The 25,900-nt window shown below is 57.9% G+C and carries 19 protein-coding genes; 5 read left to right on the plus strand and 14 right to left on the minus strand.

Annotation, left to right across the window (positions count from 1 at the left end):
• Positions 1-26: 26 nt before the first annotated feature.
• The 6 genes from pepT to Q0G18_RS02110 form a co-directional block, all read right to left on the minus strand.
• Positions 27-1,265, minus strand: a complete 1,239-nt coding sequence (gene pepT / locus Q0G18_RS02085; protein WP_297149080.1) for a peptidase T — start codon at positions 1,263-1,265, stop codon at positions 27-29.
• A 67-nt stretch (positions 1,266-1,332) separates the two neighbouring features.
• Entirely contained in the window at positions 1,333-2,376 is a 1,044-nt protein-coding gene (locus Q0G18_RS02090; protein ID WP_297149082.1) for an oligopeptide/dipeptide ABC transporter ATP-binding protein, read from the minus strand.
• Entirely contained in the window at positions 2,376-3,434 is a 1,059-nt protein-coding gene (locus Q0G18_RS02095; RefSeq protein WP_297149084.1) for an ABC transporter ATP-binding protein, read from the minus strand. Before Q0G18_RS02095 ends, Q0G18_RS02090 begins: the two co-directional genes overlap by 1 nt.
• Positions 3,435-3,443: 9 nt before the next feature.
• Positions 3,444-4,388 (minus strand): ABC transporter permease, encoded by a 945-nt coding sequence (locus Q0G18_RS02100; protein WP_297149085.1) that lies wholly within the window; start codon positions 4,386-4,388, stop codon positions 3,444-3,446.
• Positions 4,381-5,352, minus strand: coding sequence for an ABC transporter permease (locus tag Q0G18_RS02105; protein WP_297149086.1), 972 nt, complete (start codon positions 5,350-5,352; stop codon positions 4,381-4,383). The genes Q0G18_RS02100 and Q0G18_RS02105 overlap by 8 nt, the downstream gene beginning before the upstream one ends.
• Before the next feature lie 81 nt (positions 5,353-5,433).
• Positions 5,434-7,077, minus strand: coding sequence for an ABC transporter substrate-binding protein (locus Q0G18_RS02110; RefSeq protein WP_297149087.1), 1,644 nt, complete (start codon positions 7,075-7,077; stop codon positions 5,434-5,436).
• A gap of 334 nt (positions 7,078-7,411) precedes the next feature.
• On the opposite strand from Q0G18_RS02110, the gene Q0G18_RS02115 reads away from it, so the two are divergent.
• From Q0G18_RS02115 to Q0G18_RS02130, 4 genes are all read left to right on the plus strand, one after another.
• The gene (locus Q0G18_RS02115; protein ID WP_297149089.1) at positions 7,412-7,783 is read left to right on the plus strand and encodes a hypothetical protein; all 372 of its coding nucleotides are present in this window, start codon (positions 7,412-7,414) and stop codon (positions 7,781-7,783) included.
• 101 nt (positions 7,784-7,884) lie between these two features.
• Complete coding sequence (locus Q0G18_RS02120) at positions 7,885-8,250, plus strand: hypothetical protein (RefSeq protein ID WP_276996985.1); 366 nt, start codon at positions 7,885-7,887, stop codon at positions 8,248-8,250.
• Between the two features lie 33 nt (positions 8,251-8,283).
• Positions 8,284-9,279, plus strand: coding sequence for an aldo/keto reductase (locus tag Q0G18_RS02125; protein WP_297149092.1), 996 nt, complete (start codon positions 8,284-8,286; stop codon positions 9,277-9,279).
• Positions 9,280-9,517: 238 nt separating this feature from the next.
• Positions 9,518-10,009: an L-2-amino-thiazoline-4-carboxylic acid hydrolase gene (locus Q0G18_RS02130; protein WP_277015314.1), complete on the plus strand. Its 492-nt coding sequence runs from the start codon at positions 9,518-9,520 to the stop codon at positions 10,007-10,009.
• Positions 10,010-10,464: 455 nt separating this feature from the next.
• On the opposite strand, the gene Q0G18_RS02135 is transcribed toward Q0G18_RS02130, so the two are convergent.
• Together Q0G18_RS02135 and Q0G18_RS02140 are read right to left on the minus strand one after the other, a co-directional pair.
• Positions 10,465-11,271, minus strand: coding sequence for an FxLYD domain-containing protein (locus tag Q0G18_RS02135; RefSeq protein WP_297149122.1), 807 nt, complete (start codon positions 11,269-11,271; stop codon positions 10,465-10,467).
• Between the two features lie 254 nt (positions 11,272-11,525).
• Positions 11,526-13,208 carry a C45 family autoproteolytic acyltransferase/hydolase gene (locus Q0G18_RS02140; protein ID WP_297149094.1) on the minus strand — a complete coding sequence of 561 codons (1,683 nt, stop codon included), beginning with the start codon at positions 13,206-13,208 and terminating at the stop codon, positions 11,526-11,528.
• A gap of 433 nt (positions 13,209-13,641) precedes the next feature.
• Here Q0G18_RS02140 and Q0G18_RS02145 point away from each other — a divergent pair, with 433 nt between their 5' ends.
• The gene (locus Q0G18_RS02145; protein ID WP_297149096.1) at positions 13,642-14,430 is read left to right on the plus strand and encodes a LuxR C-terminal-related transcriptional regulator; all 789 of its coding nucleotides are present in this window, start codon (positions 13,642-13,644) and stop codon (positions 14,428-14,430) included.
• A 509-nt stretch (positions 14,431-14,939) separates the two neighbouring features.
• On the opposite strand, the gene Q0G18_RS02150 is transcribed toward Q0G18_RS02145, so the two are convergent.
• The 6 genes from Q0G18_RS02150 to Q0G18_RS02175 form a co-directional block, all read right to left on the minus strand.
• On the minus strand, positions 14,940-15,164 hold the full coding sequence (locus tag Q0G18_RS02150) for a DUF3006 domain-containing protein (RefSeq protein ID WP_297149098.1): 225 nt from the start codon (positions 15,162-15,164) through the stop codon (positions 14,940-14,942).
• Between the two features lie 12 nt (positions 15,165-15,176).
• Positions 15,177-16,952, minus strand: coding sequence for an S-layer homology domain-containing protein (locus tag Q0G18_RS02155; protein WP_297149100.1), 1,776 nt, complete (start codon positions 16,950-16,952; stop codon positions 15,177-15,179).
• A 107-nt stretch (positions 16,953-17,059) separates the two neighbouring features.
• Positions 17,060-18,433 (minus strand): hypothetical protein, encoded by a 1,374-nt coding sequence (locus tag Q0G18_RS02160; RefSeq protein WP_297149102.1) that lies wholly within the window; start codon positions 18,431-18,433, stop codon positions 17,060-17,062.
• A 60-nt stretch (positions 18,434-18,493) separates the two neighbouring features.
• Positions 18,494-20,671 (minus strand): protease Lon-related BREX system protein BrxL, encoded by a 2,178-nt coding sequence (gene brxL, locus Q0G18_RS02165; protein WP_297149104.1) that lies wholly within the window; start codon positions 20,669-20,671, stop codon positions 18,494-18,496.
• A 23-nt stretch (positions 20,672-20,694) separates the two neighbouring features.
• On the minus strand, positions 20,695-24,909 hold the full coding sequence (locus tag Q0G18_RS02170; protein ID WP_297149106.1) for an AAA family ATPase: 4,215 nt from the start codon (positions 24,907-24,909) through the stop codon (positions 20,695-20,697).
• Positions 24,909-25,814: a hypothetical protein gene (locus Q0G18_RS02175; protein WP_297149107.1), complete on the minus strand. Its 906-nt coding sequence runs from the start codon at positions 25,812-25,814 to the stop codon at positions 24,909-24,911. Before Q0G18_RS02175 ends, Q0G18_RS02170 begins: the two co-directional genes overlap by 1 nt.
• Between the last annotated feature and the right edge of the window lie 86 nt (positions 25,815-25,900).

Genomic DNA, 25,900 nt, shown 5'->3' on the forward strand with positions numbered 1-25,900 from the left:
GTTTCCGCTACCGAAGAGGGTTGGCGCTATGCCGCAGGCTTCACGAACTTCTGGACGAGGGCGACCAACATGTTGGAAATCTTCTGGAGCGCCTGCACGGAGCAATGCTCGAAGGGCCCGTGGGCATACTCGCACCCTGCGCACAGGTTGGGGCAGGGAAGGCCCATGTAGGAGAGGCGTGCTCCATCAGTGCCGCCGCGAACGGCGATGATGAGCGGCTCGATGCCCGTGTCTTCCATAGCCTCGCGCGCAAGATCGACAAGCTCCATATGGGGCAGGATCTGCTCTTTCATGTTGTAATACTGATCAGTGATGGAAAGCTCGACGCATTCGCAGCCGTAGCGGGCGTTCATGAGCGCCGCCGCCTGCTCCATGATGCGCTTGCGCTCCTCGAAGCGCTCGCGATCGTGGTCGCGAATGATGTAGTCGAGCGTGGCCGTCGCCACATCGCCCTCGATCGAGCCTAGATGGAAGAACCCTTCGCGGCCCTCGGTGGTCGCGGGAATCTCGGTCGCGGGAAGGAGCGCGGTAAACTCGCAGGCCAGAAGCGCGGCGTTGCGCATGCGGTTCTTCGCGGAACCGGGGTGGACCACCTTGCCCGTGATTTTCACGACAGCGCTCGCGGCGTTGAAGTTCTCGTACTCGAGCTCGCCGAGCTCGCCGCCGTCGACCGTGTAGGCAAGTTCGGCACCGAACTTTTCCACGTCGAAGAGATCGGCACCGCGACCCACCTCCTCATCAGGGGTGAAGCCGATGGAGAGCGGTCCGTGGGGAGTGTCGGGGTTCTCGTGCAGATATTCCACGAGCGACATGATCTCCGCCACGCCCGCCTTGTTGTCGGCACCGAGCAGCGTGGTGCCGTCGGTCACGATAAGGTCGTCGCCGATATGCTTCGCAAGCGTGGGGAAGTGCTCCTCGTCGAGCACCATACCGAGCTCCTCGTTGATGACGATGGGGCCGCCCTGGTAGTTCTCGACGATGCGGGGGTTCACGCCCTCGCCGCTCGTCTCGGTGGCGGTGTCCATATGGGAGATGAAACCGATTGCCGGAGCGGTGGTGCCTTCGGGAAGATTGGCGGGGATGTGCCCCATCACATAGCAGTGCTCATCGACGCTCGCGTCTTCCACGCCGAGGGCCTTTAACTCCTCGACCAGCAGATTCGCAAGATCCCATTGGCATGCGGTGCTCGGGATGGCCTCTTGACCAGCGCAGGACTGGGTATTGATCCTCACATAGCGCAGAAAACGCTCTTCAACCGGTTCCATACGTCTCCTCTCATTCAAAGGCAGCCCTCACCTTGCAAAAGGAAGGGCTGCCGGACATGTCGATCGATTACTCGTACAAGAAGCAGGCCACCTTGTGCCCAGGTCGCGCCTCGACCAGAGCCGGATGCTCCTTCCTGCAACGCTCCGTGCAATGCGGGCACCTCGACGCGAGCGGGCAGCCCTTCATGTCCCCGATGGGGCTTGGAATATCGCCCGTGAGCGCGATAGCATGCTTCTCCTCGAACGGGCTCGTGGGAGGAATCGCGGAGAGAAGCGCCTGCGTGTAGGGGTGAAGCGGCTCCTCGTAGATGCCCTCCGCGTCGCAGAGCTCGACCACCTGGCCGAGGTACATGATGGCGATGCGGTCGGAGATGTGCTTGATGACGCTCAGGTCATGCGAGATGAAGACGTACGTCAGACCGAGCTCGCGCTGAAGCCTTCCGAAAAGGTTGAGCACCTGAGCCTGGATGGACACGTCGAGCGCGGAAACCGGCTCGTCGCATACGAGCAGCTTCGGCCCAAGCGAAAGCGCACGGGCAATGTTGATGCGCTGGCGCTGACCGCCCGAGAACTCGTGCGGGTAGCGGTGCATGTGCTGAGTGTCGAGGCCGACGAGCTCCATCAGCTTGCGGACGCGTGCCTCGCGCTTCTTCGGATCGGTCTCCGTCTTGTGGATGATCATCGGCTCTTCGATGATCTTCGCGCAGGTCTTGCGCGGATTGAGCGAAGAGTAGGGATCCTGGAAGATCATCTGCACGCTGCGGCGCTGGCGACGGGCGCGATCTTTCTTGAAGTCGAGCGGCTCGCCTTCGAACGTGACAGTTCCGCTTGTCGGCTCATGAAGGCGAACGAGGCAGCGTCCGAGTGTCGACTTGCCGCAACCTGACTCGCCGATGATGCCGAGGGTCTCGCCCTTGTACACCTCGAGGTTCACGCGCGAGAGCGCATGCAGGTACTGGGACTTCTCACCAATCTTGTCGGAGCGAATCTCGAAGTCCTTCGACAGGTCGCTGATCTTCAGAATGACATTCGGATCGGCAGGTGCTGCCGCATCGCCCGTTTTCGGGACAGGCTTGGTTGCAGCCGTCTCCTCATTGGCGTTGATGCTCATTACTTGCCTCCTTTCACGCGCTCGAGATGCGCATCGAGCGTCTGCCTATGGCAGGCGACGAGGTGCCCCGGCTCGACTTCGATGAGCTCGGGAACTTCCTTGCGGCAAATGTCCTGCGCATAGGGGCAGCGGTTGGCGAAGTTGCACGCCTTGCCCGTAAGGCGCAGGTCAGGCGGCGTTCCGGGAATCGTGGAAAGGTCAGCTTTGCGCTCGGAAGAAAGCGAGGGCATGGAATCGAGCAGGCCCCACGTATACGGGTGCATGGGTTTGGCGTAAAGAGACTTCACGTCGGCCGCCTCGACCACCTTGCCCGCGTACATAACCATGGCTCGGTCGCACACGTCCCACACCACGCCTAAGTTGTGCGTGATGATCATAAGCCCGATGTTGTTCGTGCGCTGCAGTTCTTTAAGCAGGTGGAGCACCTGCGCCTGGACGGTAACATCGAGGGCGGTCGTGGGCTCGTCGGCCAAGATCACCTTCGCGTTGCAGCACAGCGCCATAGCGATGATGACGCGCTGGCACATGCCGCCCGAAAGCTCGAACGGGTAGGAATTGAAGCGCGCCTCGGGGTTCGGGATGTTCACCGAACGCAGCGCGGCGATCGCGACCTCGCGCGCCTCCGCCTTGCTCATGTTGCGATGGATGCGCAGGTTCTCGGTCATCTGCTGCCCGACTTTGAACACCGGGTCGAGCGAGGTCATGGGATCCTGGAAGATCATGCCGATATCGCGTCCGCGGTAGTCGCGTAGCTCCTTCTTCCCGAAGGAGAGCACGTCGCGGCCCTCAAACTCGATCGAGCCTTCCTCGATACGCGCGTTGGCCTCGAACAGTCGGATGAGGCTTTTCGCCATCATCGACTTGCCCGAACCGCTCTCGCCGACCACGCCGAGCGTTTCCCCTCGTGAAAGGGTAAACGAGACGCCATCGACTGCGCGGGCTATACCGCTCGCAAGATGGAAATAGGTCTTGAGGTTTTTCACATCGAGAAGCACTTCGGACTCGGGATTGGCGGCGGAGCCGGCGCTTTTTTCCTGTCCGTTAACTTCGTTTGCCATAAATCTCACCTACTTCTTCATCTTCGGATCGAGCACGTCGCGAATACCGTCGCCGAGCAGGTTGAACCCGATAACGGCCACGAAGATGAACAAGCCCGAAATGGTAGCGATATGCGGGGCGATCGCAAGGCAGGTCTGGCCTCCTCGCAGAATGTTTCCCCAGGACGGCGTCGGGATGAGGATGCCCAGGCCCAAAAAGCTCAGGCCCGCCTCGGCGATAATCGAGCCACCGACGCAGAGCGTGGCATAGACGACGACCTCGGACACCGTGCTCGGGAGAATGTGGAGCACCATAAGGCGGAGGCTCGATGCGCCGAGCACGCGCTCGACGTTGCAGAACTCCTCGTTCTTCGCAACGATGACCTTGCTTCGAACCACGCGCGCGAATCGCGGCACGTTGCCGATGCCGATCGCGAGGATGACGTTGAACACACCCGATCCCAAGATGGTGACCAGGAGCAGGGACAGGAGGATGAACGGGAAGGCGAACAGGCCGTCCATGACACGCATGATGATCGAGTCGACGATGCCGCCCATGAAGCCGGCGACGAGGCCCAAGATGATGCCGATGACGCCGCCGAGCACCGTCGAGCCGATGGCGACGACGATACTCATGCGCGCACCGTAGACGATGCGGCTGAACAGGTCGCGGCCCAGATCGTCGGTGCCGAAGATATGGCCGTTCACGCCGGGCTCGAGATAGGTCTCGGTGATCGACGTGGCGTTCGGATCGAACGGCGCGATGAACGGGGCGAAGATGCCGATTACGAGCATCACGATAACGATGAAGAGTCCGATGACCGCAGACTTGTTCCTGATGAACTTGCGCCATGCGCTGTTAGCCTTGCGCTCCTTCTGGATCATCGCCTCTTTGGCGGCCTCGGTGATGGCTCCGTCAACGACCTCCATCTCGGCCCCGGAAGTCGCTGCAGCTGCCGATTTCTCTTTAAACATTGTTGGCCCCCTTCTTCGCCTCAGCAGCAACCTTGGGGTTGATGACCATGTACAGCAAGTCGGTGATGAGGTTGATGACGACGAACGCGATGGCGACGACGAGCACCGTCGCCTGGATAAGCGAGTAGTCGCGGTTGTCGATCGCCGACGTGATCATGGTGCCCATGCCAGGCCAAGCGAAGACGTTCTCGGTAAGGACAGCGCCCGCGAAGCAGCCGGCGAACTGAATGGCAATGACGGTGATGATGGGGGGAAGCGCGTTTTTGAGCGCATGCTTCCACGTGATGGACGCCTCGCTCACGCCGCGGGCGCGCATGGCGCGCACGGAGTCGCTTCCAAGCGTCTCGATCATCGACGAACGGGTGATGCGCGTGAACGTACCCATCGGGATGATGGCCAGACAGAAGCAGGGGAGCACCAAGTGGCTGATGAAGCCTATGAGGCCGTCTTTCTCTATCGACCCCATGCCATAGCTCGGCAGCCAGCCGAGCGTGACCGAGAAGAGGAGCACGAGCATGATGCCGACCCAGAACACCGGCGCGGAAACGCCGAACAGGGACAGCACGGTAAGGACGTAGTCGACGATGCTGTTCTGCTTCCTTGCGGAGACAACGCCGAAGACGACGCCGAAGACCACCGCGATGATGAGCGCGATGACCGAGATGAGCAGAGTGTTCGGGAGACGTTGCGCGATCATGTCGATAGCGGGCTGATTAAAATAGTACGAAGTCCCGAAATCACCTTGACATATGCTCACAAGGTAGTTCCAAAATTGAACGATGATTGGATCGTCCAATCCAAGTGACGCACGCATCTCTTCGACTTTGCTTACGTCATATTGGTCGCCAACCATAGCGGCAACAGGGTCGCCAGGAATAAGGCGCGTCGCGATAAACGTGAAGGCAACGACAACGAAGAGCGTTGGAATCAGTTGAAGCAGACGCCGCAGGATGATTTTCGCCATGAGCGGTCACCATCTCCCTTCAAAAAGGTGCGACCCGGCAAACCGGGCCGCACCCAAAATCTCACCTAGCAGGCCGATATCCTACTTCTCTTTCCAGATGTTGATGCCAGAGCCCTCAAGTCCGCAGACGCGCATGACGGCCTTGTTCTCCTGAACGTAGCCGTGCACTTCCTTGCGCAGGCCCCAAGAGAGCTTGGTCGTCGCGTAGAAGGCGGCGATGGGGGTCTTGAGCGCGATTTCGTTGAGCTCCTCGTAGAGGTCCTTACGTTCCTGCTGGTCGGTGAGCGTCAGCGCCTCGTTGATGATCGCGTCGGTCGCGGGGTCGCTGTAGCAGAAGGCGTTGTAGTTAGTGTGGATCTTGTCGGAGTTCAGGAAGTAGCCGACGAACGTCGCCGGGTCGGCCGAGCCACCCTGGCCGTTGATCCACATCTGCACCTTGTTGTTGAGGTAGCGGTCGGTGACCTCGGTAGAGGAGACACTCTGGATCTCGACGTTCACGCCGATCTGCTTGAGCTGCTCCTGGACGAGGGTCGCGGCCTGGACATAAGCGTTCTGGGTGCCAATGGTGAGGACGATGTCGAAGCCGTTGGGATAGCCGGCCTCGGCGAGCAGGGACTTCGCCTTCTCGACGTCATATGCGGGAACGAGCGATTCCTGCTCCTCGCTGTAGCCCCAGGAGACCTTCGGCACGGGCAGGACCGACAGCTCGCCGTCGCCGTTGGCGTAGACGCCGTCGACGAGGGTCTTGCGGTCGATTGCGGTCGAGAGGGCCTCGCGCACCTTGTCGTTGGACAGGATGGGGTCGGAGAGGTTGAAGCCGATGTAGGCAAGGCGCGGCTCGGTGTTCTGGGAGAGCACGAGCTTGTCGCTTGCGGAAACCTGCTTGATGAGCTGGCCCGTGACGTTGAGGGAGATGTCGATTTCGCCCGTGGTCAGCGCGTTCACAGCCTGAGCGTCCTCGGTGATGATGTGGTACTCGATGCCGTCGAGGTTCGGCTCGACGCCCCAGTACTTGTCGAACTTCGAGAGCTTCGTCGTCTGGTCGGGGGTGTGCTCGTCGACCTTGAACGGGCCGGTCGAGACGGGATGCATGCCGAATTCCTCGCCCCAGCCTTCGACTTCCTCTTTCGGAACCATGAGAACGGAAGAGGAGGTGAGCTCATGCAGGAAGGTCGCGTTGGCGTCCTTCAGGTGGCACACAACCGTCTTGTCATCGGTGGCCTCGGCGTAATCGAGGAAGAACAGGTAGTTGCACCAGTAGTCCTTCGCGCGGTTCACCGAGTAAGCGACGTCCTCGGAGGTGAGAAGGCGGCCGTCCTGGAACTTGCCAGGCTGGAAGTACACATCGTCGCGAATGGTGAACGTGTACGTTTTGCCGTCTTCGGAGATTTCCCACTTGGTGGCGATACAAGGCAGATATTCACTCTGATCGATGTTCTCCTGCACGAGCGTGTCGCCGTAGTTCTGGCAGATCTGATCGGCGGTGGTGGAGTCGACGTAAAGCGGGTCGAGCGACTTCGCCGAAACCGTACGGTTGAGCGCGACTTTGAGGACGCCGCCCTTCACGACTTCCCCGGAGCCGCTTTGGCTCGCTCCAGACGAAGCCTGAGAGCCACCGCCGTTGCCCGAGCATCCGGCCAACCCGAACAAAGCCGTGGTTGCAGCAGCGGTTGCAGTGACGCCGACGAACTGTCGCCTGCTCAGAGTGCTCTTTTCCTTCTCCATGACCTTCGTTCCTTTCCTTCCCAACATGCCTTTCCCATTTTTGACATGCCCCAAGGCGCCCTTACGCCAAGGTAGTCGTGCGCGCCTGTTGGCTTGCGCGCTTCACCCTTCCAGGCTCGGCAGCGCTCGCGTTCCCTTTCGCGCATGACGGTCACTTTACGCATCGAAGTATTTCGACACTGTTTCAACCGATACAGATTTTATCCGACTCCGCCATATCCACAAAAACTGATAGGTTTTCGGCTAAATCTTTTCGATTTCGTAACCGTTCGACTACTTTATCATGATATAACCATACAAGTTCTAGAAACCTAGGAGAAAGGAAGCTGTACGCATGGCAACTATTTTTGCCGCCACGTCGCTCGACCTGACGGAAGAGCAGAGGGATTCGCTTGCGGATGCCCTCATCAACGATCTGGGCACGATTTACAAGCACGCGCTTTCGTTCAACCTGGTTCAGATTCCCCAAGACAGCTGCCGAGGAGATTCGATCAACCAGACGACGTTCTTCGTATGCGTGCCGCCTTACGCGACCCTCGAGAAGAAACGCGAGACCATCGAGCTTCTGCACAACACGATGGTCCGCGAGACCGGATACCAAGGCGAGCTGAAGAACATCGTCCTTTTCCAGTACCACGATGACGACGGGGTTGGAAAAGACGGCGAGCTGTTCGCCGACATCAAGGCTCGCAAGGCTCAAGGCTAGCTCGAGAAGCCGGGCAGCCGGGTTTTCGCGCCGTCCATACGCGCGGCGCGGTTTTGAATCGACAACCACATCGCAAAGATGATCCTGAAAGGGGATTTTTCATGTCTACCATTTTCGTCGCAACCTCCATCAACCTCGAAGGCGAAGAGAAGAAGCAGTTCCTCGACACCATCGAGGGTGCCGTCGCCGAGGTGTTCAAGTGCTATTCCATCTACTACACGCCGGTCCCTAAGGAGAACTGCTCCGAGTGCGCGAAGGACCAGATCACCTTCTTCGTGTTCGTGCCGCCCTACATGGAGATCGAGCGCCGTCGCAAGCTCATCAAGGTGCTCGACGAAGCCGCCAACAAGGCCGTCGGCTACCGCGGCGAGCTGAAGAACATCGTCATCTTCAAGTACCATGACGACGAGGCTTGCGGCGTTGATGGCGTGCTGCGCGCCGACGCGAAAGCAGCTGCAGAGAAATAGTTGTATCGACCCTTCGTTTGTAGGCAGGTCTCTATGAAGTACATGAACATCGGACACTCCGACGTCAAGACTTCCATCATCACGCTGGGAGCTTGGTCGATCGGCGGCGGAAGCTGGTGGAAGAACACCGAGGACGAGCTGTCCATCAAGACCATCCACCGCGCGCTCGAGCTGGGCATCAATACGATCGACACCGCGCCCATCTACGGTCTTGGCCACAGCGAGGAAATCGTCGGCAAGGCCATCAGCGGCAACCGTGACGAGTTCGTCATCTCCACGAAGGCGACCTTCGACTGGGACACCGGCGTGGGCCGTTATTGGAACGACGTCGACGGCCACAAGGTATATGTCGATCACAGCTACGAGGGCATCAAGAAGGACTGCGAGAACAGCCTGAAGCGCCTGGGCACCGACCATATCGACATCTACTACGCGCACAACCCCGCGAAGGACACGAGCGTGTACCCGGTCGAGGACACCGTTCGCGCGCTCATGGACCTGAAGAAGGAGGGCAAGGTTCTCGCGCTTGGCCTCTCCAACGCCCAGCCGGACGTCATCCAGGATTGGCTCGACCATGGCTGCGAGCTGGACATCATCCAGCGCAAGTACAGCATGCTCACCCGTAACGTCGAAGAGGGCGTGCTGCCGCTTTGCCGCGAGAAGGGCATGTCCTACCACGCATATTCGCCGCTCGAGCGCGGTATTCTCGCGGGCACCGTTCCCGCTGACCGCGTCGTGCCGAAGGGCGACGCCCGCGACGGCGAGCTGTGGTGGAAGCCCGACCGCCTTCCGAGCGCCGTCAAGTTCGTTGACGGCCTCGCCGACATCTGCGAGGAATACCAGTGCACGCGCGTGCAGCTCGCTGTCGCGTTCCTGCGTGCGCAGGGCGACTTCGTGAACGTCATCTGCGGCGCTCACAAGCCCGAGCAGATCGAGGCAGACGCGCCGGCGGCCGATGTCGAGCTTTCGAGCGAGACGGTGGCCGACATCCGCAAGCGCCTCGCCGCGCTTGACGCCGAGTTCGAATAGGGCTCGGCTGCGTTTCGCGAAACGCATTGCTTTTTCAAGGGCCCCTTCAAGTCGCTCGGTCGCCGAAACCGGCCTTGGCTTGAGGGGGTTCCTTTTATGGCGGCCCTGGTCGTGGATCGTATCGCTCGCTGCTGGAAGTCGGCGGGCGATACGATAGGAGAGTGCCAGGGGGAGAGGGACGGCGCAGCTTCGACATTTCCACGCGCCGCCGAACAATAATTAAGACGGGAGTTATCACATGGCAACTGAAAACGAGACGGCGGCAGGCAACGACGCGATCTTCTCGCTCGAGCAGATGCGAGGTGCCTACGAGCATCGCGCGCTGTGGCTTCACTACCTGGCCGAGAAGGCCGTCGAGGACGGGGAGAACGGCCCGCTCCACCAGGCGATCCGCAAGTGCGGCCTCTACCATGCCGACGTGAGGTTCGCGCCCTTCACCTCGATGGACGCCTTCGACGAGGTGTTCCAGTCCGAGCCTGCAAAGAGCGTCTTCGAGATGGAGACCATCGAGAAGGACGACGACACGTTGTCGATCGACTTCCATTACTGCCCGCTCGTTGAGGCGTGGAAGAAGCTCGGCCTTCCGCAGGACGAGATTTCCGCACTGTGCGACATCGCGATGGACGGCGACCGCGGCATCATCGAGGGGCTCGGCTGCCTGAAGTTCGACCTCCCGAAGACCATCGCCAACGGCGACGACGTCTGCCAGATCCGCATCACCAGGAAGTAACGTTCGCTTGGTGTGACGGGCGCTCGGACGATGGCCCTGACGCCAAGAAGGCGCAACGATCACGAACGGCGATACTGCGCACGTTTTATTTGCTCGATCGAATGAGATGATAAATAGAAAACGATGCCGTGCTCGACGGCAACACCGTTCGACAACGAGGGCATCTTTCACGAGAAGATGCCCTCGGTTTATACCAGGATCAGGCTCCCCTTCTGCATTTTACAATTCGTGATAATCGAGATTATGTAAACTATTGTCAATCGAGACAATAGTCCCTTTGATCATACCGTCAAGGCGCTTTTCACTCGGGAAATCGAACTGCAATTGTTGCGGGGAACATTGGCCGCCATTTTCCAGCAAAGCGGACTCGCGCCAACATCGGGCGTCCGATTGGGCAACAGCCACGAACGCCCGAGCGCACCAGCCTTGACGCGTCTGCGCACCCGGCAGAGTGATTACACGTCAGCGACCTTGTAATTGCTGGGGATGACTTTGACCGTCGAGGGCGGCTCCATTATCGACGTATAGCAATCGAGCGCGATTGTCTCGCCATCGAGCCAGTGGCTTGCGTACAAGCTTGTCGTCTCAACCTTGATGCCGTTCGAGTCGAACAGTTCCACATCAAAATTGATATAGTCGAAGTCGTAACCAGTATTGTTCGTAGCTGTCGTCTTGCCGATGAAGGTCGAGTACTGCTCAGTGAACTCGAGATTTATCGAACTTGCCAACGACTCGATCGCTTCCTTCTGGTCGTTGTCCCGTTTCACCTTCTTCCCGTGGCTGACAAGCTTATCGAGACTGTCCTGATGATCGGCCGACACCGTAAGGCCATAGTCGTCCACAAACGTCTTGAGCAACGCGGTTCGCTTGTCGTAGGCCTTCTGCCAATCCTGCTTGTACTTGCTGTTATCAGTTGCGTACAATTCGGCGGCCGCGCGCTGATCCTTCAGCGCGTTGATGTAGGCGATGGCGCTCTCCTGCAACTTGCTATCAGAGAATTGCGCGCTTTGGTATTGCTCCACTTGCTCCAGCTCAGCGTCGACGAGCTTTTCGTAGTATTCAGCGGACTTTTCGGCCTTAGAGGACTGCCCCACCAACGTATCGCGCGCCTCGTAACCTTTCGCAAGCGATTGGATAAACGCCTCGTCGGCATATTCGGATTGGCTTTGATCGCTCTTTTCTGCGCATCCCGCAAGCAACACCATGCTGGCAGCAATAACGCAGGCAAGAATAATCGCCGACCACTTCCTGAGCATGTTCATCACAGACACCACCTTTGGGTTAATTGGCCGAGACGGGATCGCTTCGATCTTCATCAAGCGCATCCGGGTAAGTGGCACTCCCCAGCTCCGCGCCGCTTTGGTCGACGATGCTCACAACGCAGCTGACCGGCTGACCCGCAAGCGTGTTGCTGCGTCTGGTCAGTTTTCTCCTGGAGAAAACTGACCATCAAAGACTAGGCCCGCTCCGAAAAGCGGGCCAGTCTAGGGGCGAGTTTTTAGCTCAAGAAGTTGTTTTACGAGAGGCTCTCCAGCTTCGAGGTTGCCATCTGCGAGCACATTTGCGATTTGGCGAAATGCGTCAGGGCTTCGCCCCACAGCTGCATCTGCTCGACGGGGCTCTGTCCGTTGCCGTCGGCGGCATAGGCGAACGCGGCACGGTCCATGCCGTACTCGAGCTCGATAGCTGCTGTGTCGATCAGTTCGCGGATCGATTCAGCTGCCTCGTAGGTAAGCGCCTTGGCCTTGTCGTTCTGCATCTTCACGAATTGGTTGCGGGCCTCCCAGAAGTACTGCTGAGCGGTCTGGTCAGCGTCGTTGGAAACTGCCAGCGGGTTTTCGCCCAGCGTGAACTTCACGTACTCGCCTGTTGCCTTGCCGGGCAGGCCGACACCGTTGGGCGTGCCGACTTCGAAGTACGCGGTCATATCGGCGGGCAGGAACACGGCTTGAGCCAAGCTGCTGGTGTTGTCGTTAACGCCCTCTGCGCCAGGCTCGTTCTGGTGCCATTCCTTGGCTTCCGGATCGTACCAGTCATCGGAGTAGTATGCCTTCTTGGCGGTTTCGAACGTCACGCCGCCGTTTTCGGCTGCTTCCTTCACGTACTCCAGCATGGTCGCGTAACGATACAGCGATCCGCCCACGGCACCGCCTGCATTGTGCTCGGCGAGTTTCGGGTTCACCAGATGGTTGGTCTGCACCATGTAGTTGCCCTCTTCGCCCGAATCGCCCGGCACGCGCGTCTCGGCCACATCGGAGTGGCTCTCGTAGCCCTTGATGCCGTCTTTGGCGCTTGCCATCAGGAATGCGCCGGTTACGCCAGCACGTGGGCTGTTGTTCAGGAACTCGATAGCTTCATCGGGGGTCGAGCAGTTCTGGACCATGTTGTGGAAGAACACCTCGTTGATGACGCCCCAAATCGGCGGGCCCCACTGTGCGGTGAACACCCATGCGTAACCCGCGCTGTTAAGGCCGGCGTTCTCGGAGACCGAACCTGCCATCGGGTTCGAGAAGAAGTAGTTGCCTTCCTCCGGGTACGCGAGCAGGATGATGCTGTTCGCCTTTTCGGGGGTGATCATCTTCGTGACGCCGACGATGGGGTTGCCGTCAGGCGTTGCATCGCCTGTGGCCACAAAGCCGGTGCACGAATGAATCTCGGAATCGGTGTTCTCGGCGTCGGTTTCGGGAAGCGTAATGCCCGTTTCCTCGGGATAGGGCTGGTCAACCGGTGGGCGACACCACATTTCAGCCGAGTACACGGTAATGGTAAGCAAGTCATAGTAGTCGACGGTATAGCCGTTTTCAGCCAGGCCCTTCTGCATGCCCTCGATCCATTGGCGCAAACCCGGATCGTACTTGTCGGCATAGTAGCTCCAGACCTGCATGTCGGTCTTGGCAAGCTCGGCGCCGTACTGTGCCTCGACCTTGCTCTTCAGCAACACCGAATTGCGGTAGATGAGGTCGGGCACCTGGCAGGCGTACTGATAGCCCATTTCCTCGTTGGTTCCCGATACGACGACCACGGTCGGGCTGGCCTCGGTCGCCTGGGCGTCGGGTACTGGATTGTTGGCCGCAGCCTCTGCTGCACCTGAACTGGCAGATGCCGAGGACTGGGATTGCTGGCCGCTAGAGCACGCCGCCAGCGTGAGCGCAAGAATTGGCACGATTAGTAAAGTCAAAAAACGCAAGCTCTTCTTCATCTTCCTCCCCTTACATTCCTTGGATTGACGAGATGGGATTTACGTTTGTGCTTACCTGTGCATCACCCCTATCATTGTCGGAGTTGTTGGCGTTCATGAACGGCCCTGCCCCTATCAGGGCTGCTCAATGGCCAATTTAGTTTACTAAAGGGGCTTAAACCCTGTAAATTGGCCGCGAGAAGGCTCTTTGATGCATATTTATTCCCGAGTACTCCCTTTGTTCTAAAAATGCGGTAGAAAGTTCTATCGAGCGATGGGCGGGGGCCGGGCGGCCCATCGACCATCCAACTGAACTGCGCAAATGAAATTGCATTAGCTGAAGGTCGAGGAGGAGCGAATAGATCTGGATGAGCGTACGGTCGCCGAAAAGGAGCTATTTTTAAGGGAAAATGCCGTATACTAGGCAGCTGTCCGCATAATGTGAGGGGGGCACATGGGCGACAGGCTTTTCGAGGGCGATTGGAACTATGCCCTCAATACGATCTATCGCTTGAACGAACTGGAGGACCTCGGCGTTTTCCAACGTAAAACCCTCGAGCTCATCAGGCTATCGATACCCTTCTGCCAGGGAATCTTCTACACCTACAAACGGGATGATGCGGGCGTCTACTCCTTGCGCGGCGACCCGGTTGTCGTTGGCATGAAGGCTCTTTACCTTTACGAGTTCGACAAGAAGTATTCCCGCGACGTGTTTTTCACCAAGGTTTCGCTTTCGACGCACGACAAGGTCATCAGGGATACTGACATGATGCCAGACGAACTGCGCATGAACACGGAATGGTATAAGGAAATCTACGCAAAACAAGGCATCCATTACGCCCTTAGAAGCCATCTGACCTATGACGGGGTCATTTTGGGAAGCGTCGATTTTTTCAGGGCGAAAGAGGAGGTCAACTTCTCCGACAAGGAAATGGATCTTCTTGGCATCCTATCGCCGCATATAACGCTGAAACTCATGCAGCTGCTTAGGGCAGAGGGTGCCGGAAGCGGGCGAAGCGGGCTGGAGCACAGGCTCTCGTCGTCTTGCGGTCTTACCGCCCGGGAATGCGAGGTCGTGGGAATGCTGCTTACCTCAAAGCCCGACAAGGTCATAGCCGAGGAACTGTGCATATCGCCGTCGACTTTGAAGAAGCATATCCACAACGTCTACCGCAAGATTGGCGTGAAAAGCCGGCATCAGTTGTACTCGGCAGTCGATAAGATGATGGGCACTCTTGGGTAGCGCCGCGCCCTTGGCGACGCTAGTTCCAAATGGTCATATTTCTCCTGGAGAGGTATGACCATTCTGCGGCAGCTTTCCACCCCCGCGTGGGCGGGCGTGGAAAGCTGCCGACTTTGGGTGACCCGGGTTCGGCGGGGCAAGGTGGTTGGGGGTCGTGCGCGAATGTTGCACAAAAACCGAGGTATCCCACGGGGAATGCGAGGATCAGGGAGCGTCTCCAGGTTGCCTGAGTGCGCGACCTGGGGTTTCTTGTCGAGGAGAAGCGGTCGGCCCGCAGCGAGCTCCCAAGCCGAGGCTCCATCCGTGGGATATCTCGGTTTTCGTGCCAGAATCTCGTGTTCGCGGTGTGCTTTTTGCGAGAAGAAACAAGGCACCTATCGAATATCAGGAGGATACCGAAGCATCCTGATCTACTGGTCGAGCCGTCGAGCTGGCCTGCTCACTCAGCTTGGCTGCTCGACAGCGCGTACGCCTCAATCGTCAAAAGAGAACGAGGCTCAAATCCTCAACTAATCAACGAAGAGCGCGTTGAGCTTCCGCTCGATTCGGCGCTTGCGCGTGGCTTCCTCCCCTTCATCGAGGGCGAACCCGCACTCGCAGGGGCGCAGGCACGAACCCTCGTGCGCACCTGAAGGCAGGTCCGAAAGAGGGACTTCCATCTTCTCGCCCGAATCGCGCACGAGGACAGCGATGCCCTCCTCAATGCGGTCGATAACGTAAATCGCGTCGTCCATGCCCCCCCTTCCCTACACCGCGCGGCGTATCGTCTCGCCATCGCAGCTGAGCGTCACCGCGCCGTCGAGATCCGTACGCAGCAGGTGGGCGACCCCCGAGAGCGCGGAGAGAACCTCTTCGGACGGGTGACCGTACGAGTTGCCCGCCCCTACCGAAATCACTGCCCAATCAGGAGAAAGGACCTCCGCGAGCTGTTGCGTCGTCGACGTTTTCGACCCGTGGTGGCCGACCTTCAGCACGTCGACGTGGTGGCCGCACGCCTTCCCGATAACGCTGGACGAGGCGTCGCCCGTGAAGAGAAAGGACCTTGCCCCCACGTCGAGTTCGAGAATGACCGACCAGTCGTTGAGGTCGGAATACGACGTCTCGAATGGCGAGAGAATCGTCGCCGAAAAGCCTTCGTCGGAGCAGATAATCTTCCCTTCCTCCGCCGCGTGGACGGGGATGCCCTTTTCGGCGATCACGTCGAGTAGCCCCTCGAAGGTAGCGGTGTTCGACGTCGCACGCGGCATCCAAATCTCGCCAATGTCGAAGCTTCTCAGCACGCGCGCCATCCCGCCGATGTGGTCTTCGTGGGGGTGCGTGGCAATGACGTAATCGATGCGCGAGTAGCCGAGCCCGGCGATGTAGCTTGCGACCTTCTCCCCGCTCTCGGTCGTGCCCGCGTCTATGAGCATCGTTCTGCCGTTCGGCAGCTCGACAAACTCGCTGTCGCCCTGCCCAACGTCGATGAAGTGGACGCGGGCTTCCCCATGGCTCGTGCCTTGGTTGCCGATGATCTTGTGCGCGATGGAGAGCATCTTGCATCCTTGGCAGCGAGTGGCGGTCCCCTGGGGGTCGATGATTGAGGCCCCGCCGAGAATGCCCTGGTCAACCGACCAGGCGACTGCGTCGCGCGCCCAATCGCTTACGGATGCCGCATCCGGCTTCGCCGCGAGCGCTGTGCCCGTGCTCGATGTGTCGATATGGGAAATGGCGTTCGCGAACCGCGCGACCATCACGGCGAGCTGCTCTCGCGTGACGGGATCGTTCGGGCCGAAACAGTTCGTTCCCTCGTAACCTTTGACGACCTCACTGGAACGCGCCCAGCGGACGGCGTCCTTGTACCACGAGTCCTCCGAGTAGTCGGCGTCGTCGAAATCGACGGCCTCGCATGCGGGCTCGCCGGCCATCCGCCAGAGAACGGTCACGGCCATCGCGCGGGTGATCGAATCGTCGGGACCGAACCTGTTCGAGCCGTCGCTGTACCCCTTCATGAGACCGTGGTCGAGCGCGTAGTCGAACACGCCGCTTTCGACATACCAGGAGTCGGCGGGGACGTCGACGAACCCGCGGTACTGGGGCTGCGGGTCGGGCGTCGGCGTAGGCGTGGGGTCGGGACTGGGATTAGGGGTAGGGTCGGGCGTGGGCGACTCATGAACGCACTTGGAACAGGGCTGCTTACCGGAGTCGACGGCCTGCTGCAAGGTCATCGCGATGGGATTCTTCATCCCCGAACAGGTGGAGCTGTAATGGTACTTGCTGCCCGACCGCGAGCACCAGACGGTCCTGCTCATGTCGGCCTGAAGCTCAATGCCGCCCTGCTGGAGGTTTTCTTGCGAGACGCCCTCAGCTGCGAAGGTGGTCTGCGCGTTGGGCGCTGCTTGCGAAGCCGGCGCCGCGAAAGCAGCCTGCACACCCGGAGCCGCTTGCGCGGAGAAACCGAGCGCCATCCCGAGGAGAACGGCGATTATCGCGACTACGAAACGCGGACAGCGCCTCTTTCCGACAGATTCCCCAGAGCTCATGTCATCCCTTTCCCTTGCAGCCTTACCCTAATTTTACTATTGAAATAAACACAGGGGCTTCGTACGCCACGAGTTAGGAAACATCCAGTCGCAAACGCGCCCCCTCGCTATCCTCTTGACCTTTCGGCAACCTCCTTGCAGAACCGCTCGGCCTGGTAGGGGTCCATTTGCATGCCGAGAGCCTTTGCTTTGCCCTTTGCTGCAGCCCTCATCTTGTCGTAGTAGTTGCCGAAAGCGCGCAGATCAACCTCGAAGAGCCCATTAACATTGACCATCAGCTTCTTGAAGCCATACCAGAAGGCATCGACATGCACCTGAAAGTCATCATCCAGCATCCCCCAGTATTTCTGCTCATTGAACGAGCGCATCCGCTCTATTGACTTCTCGAGAGTATCGCCGCCTTCGTCCTCTTCGACGGCGACAGGAATATCGTTATATTTTTGGCGTCCGGGGATTGCGCCATCGTAATTGGCGTAGATCTCATCCCCCCACCACCAATCGGATCGATATCCGCTGCATGCTCCGTAGGCGTTCTCGCTTGCAAAAGCCGCAAACAAACCGTTGTCTTGAACAACCTGCTTGAAGGTTTTGAAGGATCTACCAACTTCTACGGAGAGCTCTCTAACCTGATCGACGTCCTTTGCAAGCTTAACGATAACTCCGCCGCCAAAAGGCTCTTGCTGGCCAATGAGGTACTCGGCGCCCGCAACAGCCTCCGCATTACGCCTAAAGATAGAATCGGCGGCCTCCATCGCGGCCTTGGTAGCCACCTCGATTTGCTTGTCGACAACCGCCTCGCGGGCCTTCTTGGCTTCTATCTCATCGGCCAACTGCGCCTCAACGTCAGGCAGCTCCCCCAGAATCGATGCAAACGCCTCTTCAATTGCGCAAGAAACATCAGATTGACTCGGTTGGGGATCAGGTTCAGCAGGATCCTCAGAAGCGCCATCGTCAACAGTTGGCACTGGATCGGCTTCTGAGACGCGAATTCCGTTGAGCTTTCCAACCCTTTCGGCCAAGGCCGCTCCAGCTTCCGCCATAGCTGCTTCAACATCGACCCCACCAGCGCCGTCGAGTATCTCACTCGCAAGATCAATAGTGGATTGAAGCCTCTTGAGAACAGCTTGCCGATCTTGAACCCCCACGAGGGCGCTGTAGCGTTTCAGGTAATCGATAGTGCGAGGCATTCGGGGATCATTCTTCAAAGGCTCGATTGCGTCTCTGCGTGCCTTGTCGCAATACCGAGCCACAGAGTTTTCAACCTGGGAAGCGATAATCTTCTGCTCGCGATCGCAGACGTCAAGAACCGTATGAAGCGCCTTCGACCGCTTCTCCGCTATGCGCCTGGACTCGGCGGCATCTGCCTTGGCTTTCTTTGCGGCTTCGACCCTGGCCTCCTTTGCCTCCTCGTTGGCGGCAAGGCTATCGGCCAGCGCCTTTCCCATCCCTGCTGCGAGAGCCGCAATTTCCTCAGCATCCATGTCAATTCCTTCCGTTAACCTGCGATAATCACGCAAGAGCAAAATGCTCGTCCGTTCGAACTAGAGGTCCAATGCCTTCTTTGCCGCTGCAACAACGTCGCCGTCGGGATAGAAATCGGGACTAACGCTGCCGATAAGCTCATTGGGCACTCCCTGCAGATCCTTGATGCAGCTAAGAGGGAGCAGCACCTTCTTGGCACCAGCGTTCTTGGCTACGCGCAGAATGTCCTCCAAATCACGAACTTCATCCATAGTTCCCGACATCCTTAAGATGCCCGGAATGACCGTGCTGGGAGTCACGGGGCGGTTGCATGCAGCAGAGCAAAGCCCGACAAACTCCGCAAGGCTCACCTCAGAGGAGAGGCCCTTCTTCTGAAGATCGTTGAAGAACAAGAGATAGTCGCGCTCGTGCGCATGCATGCCCGAAGCAACGCGCGCAGCGTTGTTCTCAAAGTATTTGAACGCTGCCTCAATGCTATCCTTTACTGGCCTGTTGTTGCCAATGCCCTCCGTTGTTAGTTTGAAGTCTCCCGCAACGGCTTTGTTCTCCAGTCGATAGACGGCCATCTCGCCATCGGCGGCATGGCCGATTCCAAAGACATGCCCGGGCATGAGCTCTCCCTCGGGGACCAGCGTATCCTTAGACTGCTCCGGAACGTAGACGATATGGTTCTCCATGGGATTGTCGGCGTCCATATACCCCAGGTTAACGTCGATGAATTCGACGCCCGCCATAATCTTGAGCTGCTCCTTAACGCGACGCCTTCCCTCGATTGCGTAGTCAAGGATCCACTGGGCTTCTTCCTTGCTCATACGCTCATCCGGGAACAGCAGCTTCGCCATGCCACTGAAAGTCTTGCGAACGCCGATCTCGTCTCGCTTGTTAAAGTCATTGTTCAGACGGAAGTGTTCATCAATGAGATGAGTGTAATCGCGCTTGCGCATCTCGCGGCAGAACTCGGACAAGCAGTCAGTTATCAAGCCGTAATGATCGGTCAACAGATCGCTGCGCATCTTAGGAACCTCCCAACCGGGAAGGTACAGGTGAATGCGATCGAAGAACGCCGAGTCGTTGTTGAACTCGGGAGGGAACGGGTCGAACAGGTGCGTGGTCTTGAGCACATTTTGCACGCTGTCATTGATATTGCCCTCGTAGACGATGGAGGCGTCAGCATTGAGCTGGTCTTTCCCACGGGCGAAGGATCCAGACGCCATGTAATCCTTGAGAATCTGAATGGCATTCATATCCTTGAAGCGCATGCCGGCAACCTCGTCGAAAGTGATGCAATCCCAGTTGCCGACAAGGCCGGCGCGCTCCATGGAGCTAGTGCGATAGCCCGCATTCATACGACCGAAAAGATTGGCTGTGGTGGTCTGTCCGCCCGACAGCAGAATGGAGTAGGGACTGATTTCCTTGTAAACGTGGCTTTTACCAGTGCCGCGGGGACCAAGTTCGCAAAGATTGTAGTTGCGTTCAGCCAGGGGCACCATTCGCGCGATAAAGTGCAGCTTCTGCTTCTCAGTAAGAGCATCAGGCTCGTAACCGCAACTACGCAGAAGCAAGTTCATCCACTCCTGAGTAGTAAACTCCTGGCGCAGCTCTATCATGGCGTCCAAATCGAGGTTGGGCATCTGGATGGGCTTGAGGCTTACCACATGGAAGGGGCTGTCCTCCGGACCACGCTTTCCACCCTTCTTCTTGGGCTTAGGCTTAGGGCTCTCGTCGAAAATGTCTGCCAGCGCATCCTCGAAATCTTCCTCGTCAGGAAGCAGGTATTCGATACGCATAATGCACCAAATACCGCCTTGAAGGATCTTGGAGTAGTCCCTCACGTATTCGGCAGGCATGACGAAAGGTTCGATAGCCAGGTTGGTGAAGCTGGCGACGTAGATGTCTTTATACTCGTCCAGCTTGGCATGCACCTTGTCAATGATGGTGTACTGGCCAAGTTCCTTGATCTTCGACTTGATGGTCTCGGATTCGTCCGGGCGAACGTAGTTCTCAGTCAAAATCTTGCGAATGCGGGAAACGCCCTGCTCCACCATCTCGTCATCGTCGGTGGCGCAGTACATTCCCAGCAGATACTCCAAGACGAACGTTGGCACATTGGCACCGCGCTTCATCATAGCGGTCAAGTCTTTACGAACAATCTTGCCCGCAAAATGCTCGACAACCTTGTGATCGAGTTCGTCGGTCTCCAAAACTGGGATGGCCGTCGATTTCTTTCCGTCTTCCATAGTTGCATTTGCTCCAATCGGTCCTAGAAGTCGAAGTCTTCAGTATTAAACGAGATGTCGGCCTTGAAGGAAATTCGGGCTGCAAGGTCGGCTTCGGGCTTATCCTGCTCGTGAATTATAAGATCGTAGGCGTTGCCGCTGTCATCCCTTGTCGTTAGGCAGAATCGAAGCCTCTCGGGAACGACACGGCCATCGATTACCTCGACGATCTGCCGTTCGCAAAGCGCACGACCCTTCTCGTCGATGAAGTGGACCTCGAAGGCGTTATCTCGGCGACCGCTATCGGGATCGACCTCGAATCGAACGTTGAACATGTTATTCGTAATCGAGCGTCCTTTGCCCGCCACTCGAACGGCGGCCCTTCCCTGCGTAACCGGCTCAACATGATACGAGGCGACGAGCTCGGCTTGAGCCCGAACACGCTCCTCCGCTTCGCGCTTCGCTCGAGCGCGGGGCATCTCCCGGGATTCTCTCTGCTCGGGCAAGGTGAACGCCACCTTTTGGTCGCCATTGCCAGCCTCCATGCGAGAGGGATGGCATGTGAAGTAGATGATCTGCTTTTTTTGGGCGAGGAGCGCCAGCAGCATCATCGCGCGACCAATCTTCTCTTGATCGAGGTTGACAAAAGGGTCGTCCATGACGATGAATGGCTCCTCGTTTTCGAAAACAGTGTCGACGAGGGCCATGCGCAGGCAAATATCGAGCAAGTCCTGATACCCGGTAGAATAGCTTGCAACACTGTGCGGGGCGCCGCCGTCGCTCACGGCGACATCGAAGTCGCCGCCGACCGTCACGTCGAGGCCTTCACCTTCGAGCCAAGAGGCTGCATAGTCGTTGAATCGGTCCGTTAAGCCGCCAAGGTAACGGCCATCCAGATTCGCACGGGCTTTGGAAAGGAACTCTGCCGTTTTTTGAACGGTGAATAGTTTCGCCGTCGCCTCCTGCTTTTTCTGCGCAAGCAAACGCAACTCCTGGGCGCAGGCAAGGTATCCTTCGAGACTTTGGAGAATCGCATTGCGCTTTTCCTCGACTTGAGCGCGTTCTGCCACCTGGCCTTCACGTTCGCTCTGCACACTCGCGAGAATGAGCTTCGCCTGCTCCACTTGCGCGCTGGCAGCTCCACTCTTTGCGTCCGAGAGCTCCCGGCCGTGCTTTTCCTCCCATGCTGAAAGTTGTTTTTGCGCGACCGCAGCCTCGCTCGCAAGCTCTTCGCAGCGCTTCGTCTGCTTGGCAATCATGCTAATAGCTTCTCGAGCTGCCGTGGCGTCATCGATTCCGTACTGCAAAAGGAACTGCTTGATGCCAAGGTCGAGCTTACTCAAATTCGCGGTAGCGACATCAGCCTTTTCAGCAGCCTTTTTGGCATCCCAGTCGAGTCGCTCCACCAGAGTTGCGTCTGCGGACATGGCGTCGAGCACGTCAGCGGTCAAGGCTTCCCGACCGTTAAGCCCCATTTCCCTTGCCCAGCCATCAAGACTCGCCGAAAGCTCGTCTACGGCTTTTCGAGACTCCGCCGTCTCCGCAACAGCACAAGCGATATCTTCCTTATAAGAGCGATATGCCGCGACAGCCGAGCTCAAACGCTCAACTTCGACTGCCATATCATCGTCATGTTCAACCGAGAACGCACGGAGAAGAGGGGCTATCTTCTCCGTGAACGTCGCAGCAGCCCCCTCCGCTTCAAGAGCCTGGGCCTCGCGATTTTCCATTCCCGGGCACATCTCGCAGTCGAGGTGGCCCAAAATGGCTTCACGGTCTTCCTGAGTCATCTGATCAGCAGATTTGCCCAAAACTTCCACGATCGCTTTGTCCAAACGGTCATTTGCGGACCGAGCGTGAGCCATTGCAGCTTCGAGCTCGTTCGCTTTCTCGATTGCGGCATCGGCCACAGCAGATAAATCCTCCGAAAGAGCGATGCCAATGGCCTGCACCGCACGTGAAGCAGACGCCGCGGAGTCTTCAATGGAAGACTGGAGCTTTGACACCTCGCTTGACAAGTCTGCGATACGCTGAGATTTCTTAGAGCGCTCAACAAGCTTGCCCTTGAGCAAGGGGGCTTGAACGGCAACGGTTTCCAAATCAAGATCCTCGGAAGGCAACAGGGGCGACAGCAAACGTACCAGCGCGGTTTTCGCATCGCTGTCCGCTTTCGAGGCCGAGCAAACTCTTTCAGTCGCCTGGGAAACAACCGTCTCTTGCGCGTCGAGCTCAGAGGCCGCCTTGGTCGCGTCGGCCTCAGCCTCGCCACTTTTCCTTTCGGCATCCGAGACCTTGCGCTCAGCTGCTGAAAGCGCCTCGGCTGCCGCCTTCGCAGCTGATTCCGCATGAGCGATCGCCTCGGAATCGCCAGTGGGCTTTTTTGCGAGCAGAACGATACCCGCTATGACGAGGGCTGCCGCGATAGCATACGCGACATAGGAAATCGTCGCCGCAGGTCCTAGGGCAAACCCAGCAACGGCAGCGATAACGCCTACAACAATGCAGGCGATGGCAGGAACGGGGTTCTTGTGTTTTGCTTGCGAAGCCTCGGCCATCGCGACCTTCGCCGCCGAGCTATCGCTCAGGGCTTTCGCCTTCTCGACTTCGGCGCTTGCAACCGCGTTTTGCGCAGCCTGAACCGCCTCGAGCGACTTCTCCTTTGCAGCTTTGAGAACAGCCAGCTTCGAGTCCTCGGCAGCAGCGGCCTTCTTCGCATCCTGCAGTTCCGAGGCGGCGATCTTGCACGTCGCAACGCCCTCGTCAATCCTCTTCGGGTCCACATCGCTCGCTTGAGGCGAATCCGCCAATGAGCCAAGCTCCTCTTTGGCGCTTTCAATCTGGGACTTAAGACTGTCAATGCGAGCTTCTGCGGACTGCCTCTCTTTCGCTACGGCGCGAAGCGCTGCTGCAGTCGTTCTACAGTTTTCGATGACGTTTTCGGCGTCTTTGGGGACGAGCGAGTTGGCCTCATCCGCCTCCCCTTTGATCTTCAAAATGTTCGCGCGCCGCTCCGCCCATATGGCATTTGCCTTTTCGAATTCTTGACGAAGCGCCTTTGCGGCGTTCAAGCTCGATTCGATACGAGGCCAGCTAGATATTGCAGTATCAGTACGGCTTAAAAGGCTGGGGTCATTGTCCACCGCCTCATCGAGAGATGCATATTCCCCCTGCACCGACGAGCTCGACAAGCCGATGACTTCCAGCTGATGGACAAGCTCGGCAAGTTGCTTGCGGCGCTCGTCGATTTCCGCCTTCAAAGGGACCCTGCCAGCGTATTTCGAGGCAATCTCATTCTTGGCAGTGCCCGCTGCCTCGATGGCCGCACGAGCATCCCCGATTTCCTTGCGAGAGCGATCGGCGGCGTCTAACGTCCTGCGCGCCGCTTCAAGATCCGCCTCGGCAGGAACCTTGCCAACCCGACCAACGTACTCACGGTAAGAATCGGCTGCAGCCTTACACCTCTCCGTTAGCTGGTCGTGAGCAGCATTCAGAGCGGCAGCGTTTTTCTCGCCAGACTGCGCAGCATCAATTCTCTTCTGAAGCTCGGCCTCGCGGTCGGCTGCATCAGAGATACTTTTATCGAGCTGAGACATACGCTCCTGCAGCATGCCCATCTGGGAGATCTGTGAGTCATAGCCCTTCTGACGTTCGACAAGCTTCGATATGTTTGAAGAAACATCAGCGATATAGCCGCGATTCCCTGTCTTTTTATAGAATTTGCGGCGTGCATCCAACGCAGACTGGGCTTTGTCGAGTCCAGCAACATCATCGGCTTCGTTCACCAACGCGTTCAGCCTGTTGCGAAGACCCGCCGTCGATCCATCGAAGCCGAAGCCGTTCTGCCCCACGAACACGCTTTTCTGAAATGCATTGGAGTCAAGCCCGAATACCCAGTCGCCGACCTCCTCGCCGTTGAACTCGACTGGCTTTCCCGTCTCGATTTCGATGACCTTCAGGGTGTCGCCTGCACCGGTTGCGCCGAACTCGCGAAGAATGCGGTACTCGCGACCATCGAACTCGAAGTCGAGAGTGCCGCCGAACTTTCCCCCGCTCCAAGGCTTGTAACGCAAGCGCTCGTTCTCGCTCACATCGCGAACGCGCTTGCGCTCAAATCCGTACAGCATGGCTTTTATGTATGCGGACAGAGAGGTCTTGCCCCAACCATTTGGTTGCAAAATCACGTTCAAACCGTCGTCGAAGGATAGTTTGCAATCTTTAAAAGGCCCGAATCCCGCAATATGGCATTCGATCAGCTTCATTACTCAGCCAGCTCCTTCCCATTGAGGGCATTCCAGCCGCATCGCATGATTCGCGTTTTTTCGCTCGGGCTCAAAGAGTCGTCGGAATCGACCATACGAACAAATTCAGCAAGGAGACTCACATCCGTGTCGAGCTCGCCTTCTTCAAGGTTTATCGTGCACTCGTTAGCAACCTCAGCATAAAAAAAGCGGTCGCTCAGAACCTGCTCAAGCTTACTCGTGTTGAAATAGGAAGAGAGATTTATTGCCCCTCTAAGGACAAGCCTCAAGCAGGCATTTTCGCCAATGTCGTCAATTGCCGCCTGAACGGCCGTAAGCATCTCAGCAGAGCTCGACGCGGAAGACATGTCGATGACCTTCGTCACGAAGGGGTGAAGCGCACATGGGATCTCCTCGATGTTGATCGCAGAACCGTTTTCCACATCGACGAGCAACACGTCTGCGCGAGCCTGGTCGCCAAATCCCATCGGCTCCATCGCTGAAAGCGTTCTCCTGGAGGCACCATCTGCGGTGTCAATGATCGCTGCGACCTCTTCGGCTTCATGCACAATGCGAATAGCTTCAATCCCAGAATCGCCACCCTCGCGAACGACGGTAACATTGGTCGAAAGGCTGACGCGCGTGTCCAAATCGAGCGCCTCCCTTTCAAGGGGGAACCAGGTCACGGGCATCTCATAGGAGCCAAGCACTTCAATAGCTTTTTCGAACAAACTTTGGGGAACGAATCCTTCCGCAAAGAGGCCGCCAGCTATAACGCAGGCTGCGGCGCCTTTCGCGCGCGCAAACTCCAATGTTGAAGCCAGGGCATCAATCTTGTCTCGATGCCATTGCTGCAATATATCGGCAGGCATGTTCAGCACGCCGGCATCGCCTATAAGCAGATTCGCACAAACCAGCACCCTCATACGCAAAGCCTTCTTCCCTTGCCAAAACCCAAAGTCACCCGACGGGGAAAGCAACACCTATAGAGAGCTGCTCCCCCCGTCAATTT

The sequence above is a fragment of the uncultured Ellagibacter sp. genome, from assembly GCF_934636505.1.
Classification (GTDB): Bacteria; Actinomycetota; Coriobacteriia; order Coriobacteriales; family Eggerthellaceae; genus Ellagibacter.

What these genes read in the sequence shown, in the direction of transcription:
- Q0G18_RS02125 (WP_297149092.1), top strand. Translation starts at nt 8,284, where the DNA reads ATGAAGTACATGAACATCGGACACTCCGACGTCAAGACTTCCATCATC.
- Q0G18_RS02120 (WP_276996985.1), top strand. Translation starts at nt 7,885, where the DNA reads ATGTCTACCATTTTCGTCGCAACCTCCATCAACCTCGAAGGCGAAGAG.
- Q0G18_RS02150 (WP_297149098.1), bottom strand. Translation starts at nt 15,164, where the DNA reads ATGGACGACGCGATTTACGTTATCGACCGCATTGAGGAGGGCATCGCT.
- Q0G18_RS02110 (WP_297149087.1), bottom strand. Translation starts at nt 7,077, where the DNA reads ATGGAGAAGGAAAAGAGCACTCTGAGCAGGCGACAGTTCGTCGGCGTC.
- Q0G18_RS02145 (WP_297149096.1), top strand. Translation starts at nt 13,642, where the DNA reads ATGGGCGACAGGCTTTTCGAGGGCGATTGGAACTATGCCCTCAATACG.
- Q0G18_RS02130 (WP_277015314.1), top strand. Translation starts at nt 9,518, where the DNA reads ATGGCAACTGAAAACGAGACGGCGGCAGGCAACGACGCGATCTTCTCG.
- Q0G18_RS02100 (WP_297149085.1), bottom strand. Translation starts at nt 4,388, where the DNA reads ATGTTTAAAGAGAAATCGGCAGCTGCAGCGACTTCCGGGGCCGAGATG.
- Q0G18_RS02090 (WP_297149082.1), bottom strand. Translation starts at nt 2,376, where the DNA reads ATGAGCATCAACGCCAATGAGGAGACGGCTGCAACCAAGCCTGTCCCG.
- Q0G18_RS02135 (WP_297149122.1), bottom strand. Translation starts at nt 11,271, where the DNA reads ATGAACATGCTCAGGAAGTGGTCGGCGATTATTCTTGCCTGCGTTATT.
- pepT (WP_297149080.1), bottom strand. Translation starts at nt 1,265, where the DNA reads ATGGAACCGGTTGAAGAGCGTTTTCTGCGCTATGTGAGGATCAATACC.
- Q0G18_RS02175 (WP_297149107.1), bottom strand. Translation starts at nt 25,814, where the DNA reads ATGAGGGTGCTGGTTTGTGCGAATCTGCTTATAGGCGATGCCGGCGTG.
- Q0G18_RS02160 (WP_297149102.1), bottom strand. Translation starts at nt 18,433, where the DNA reads ATGGATGCTGAGGAAATTGCGGCTCTCGCAGCAGGGATGGGAAAGGCG.
- Q0G18_RS02115 (WP_297149089.1), top strand. Translation starts at nt 7,412, where the DNA reads ATGGCAACTATTTTTGCCGCCACGTCGCTCGACCTGACGGAAGAGCAG.
- brxL (WP_297149104.1), bottom strand. Translation starts at nt 20,671, where the DNA reads ATGGAAGACGGAAAGAAATCGACGGCCATCCCAGTTTTGGAGACCGAC.
- Q0G18_RS02170 (WP_297149106.1), bottom strand. Translation starts at nt 24,909, where the DNA reads ATGAAGCTGATCGAATGCCATATTGCGGGATTCGGGCCTTTTAAAGAT.
- Q0G18_RS02095 (WP_297149084.1), bottom strand. Translation starts at nt 3,434, where the DNA reads ATGGCAAACGAAGTTAACGGACAGGAAAAAAGCGCCGGCTCCGCCGCC.
- Q0G18_RS02155 (WP_297149100.1), bottom strand. Translation starts at nt 16,952, where the DNA reads ATGAGCTCTGGGGAATCTGTCGGAAAGAGGCGCTGTCCGCGTTTCGTA.
- Q0G18_RS02140 (WP_297149094.1), bottom strand. Translation starts at nt 13,208, where the DNA reads ATGAAGAAGAGCTTGCGTTTTTTGACTTTACTAATCGTGCCAATTCTT.
- Q0G18_RS02105 (WP_297149086.1), bottom strand. Translation starts at nt 5,352, where the DNA reads ATGGCGAAAATCATCCTGCGGCGTCTGCTTCAACTGATTCCAACGCTC.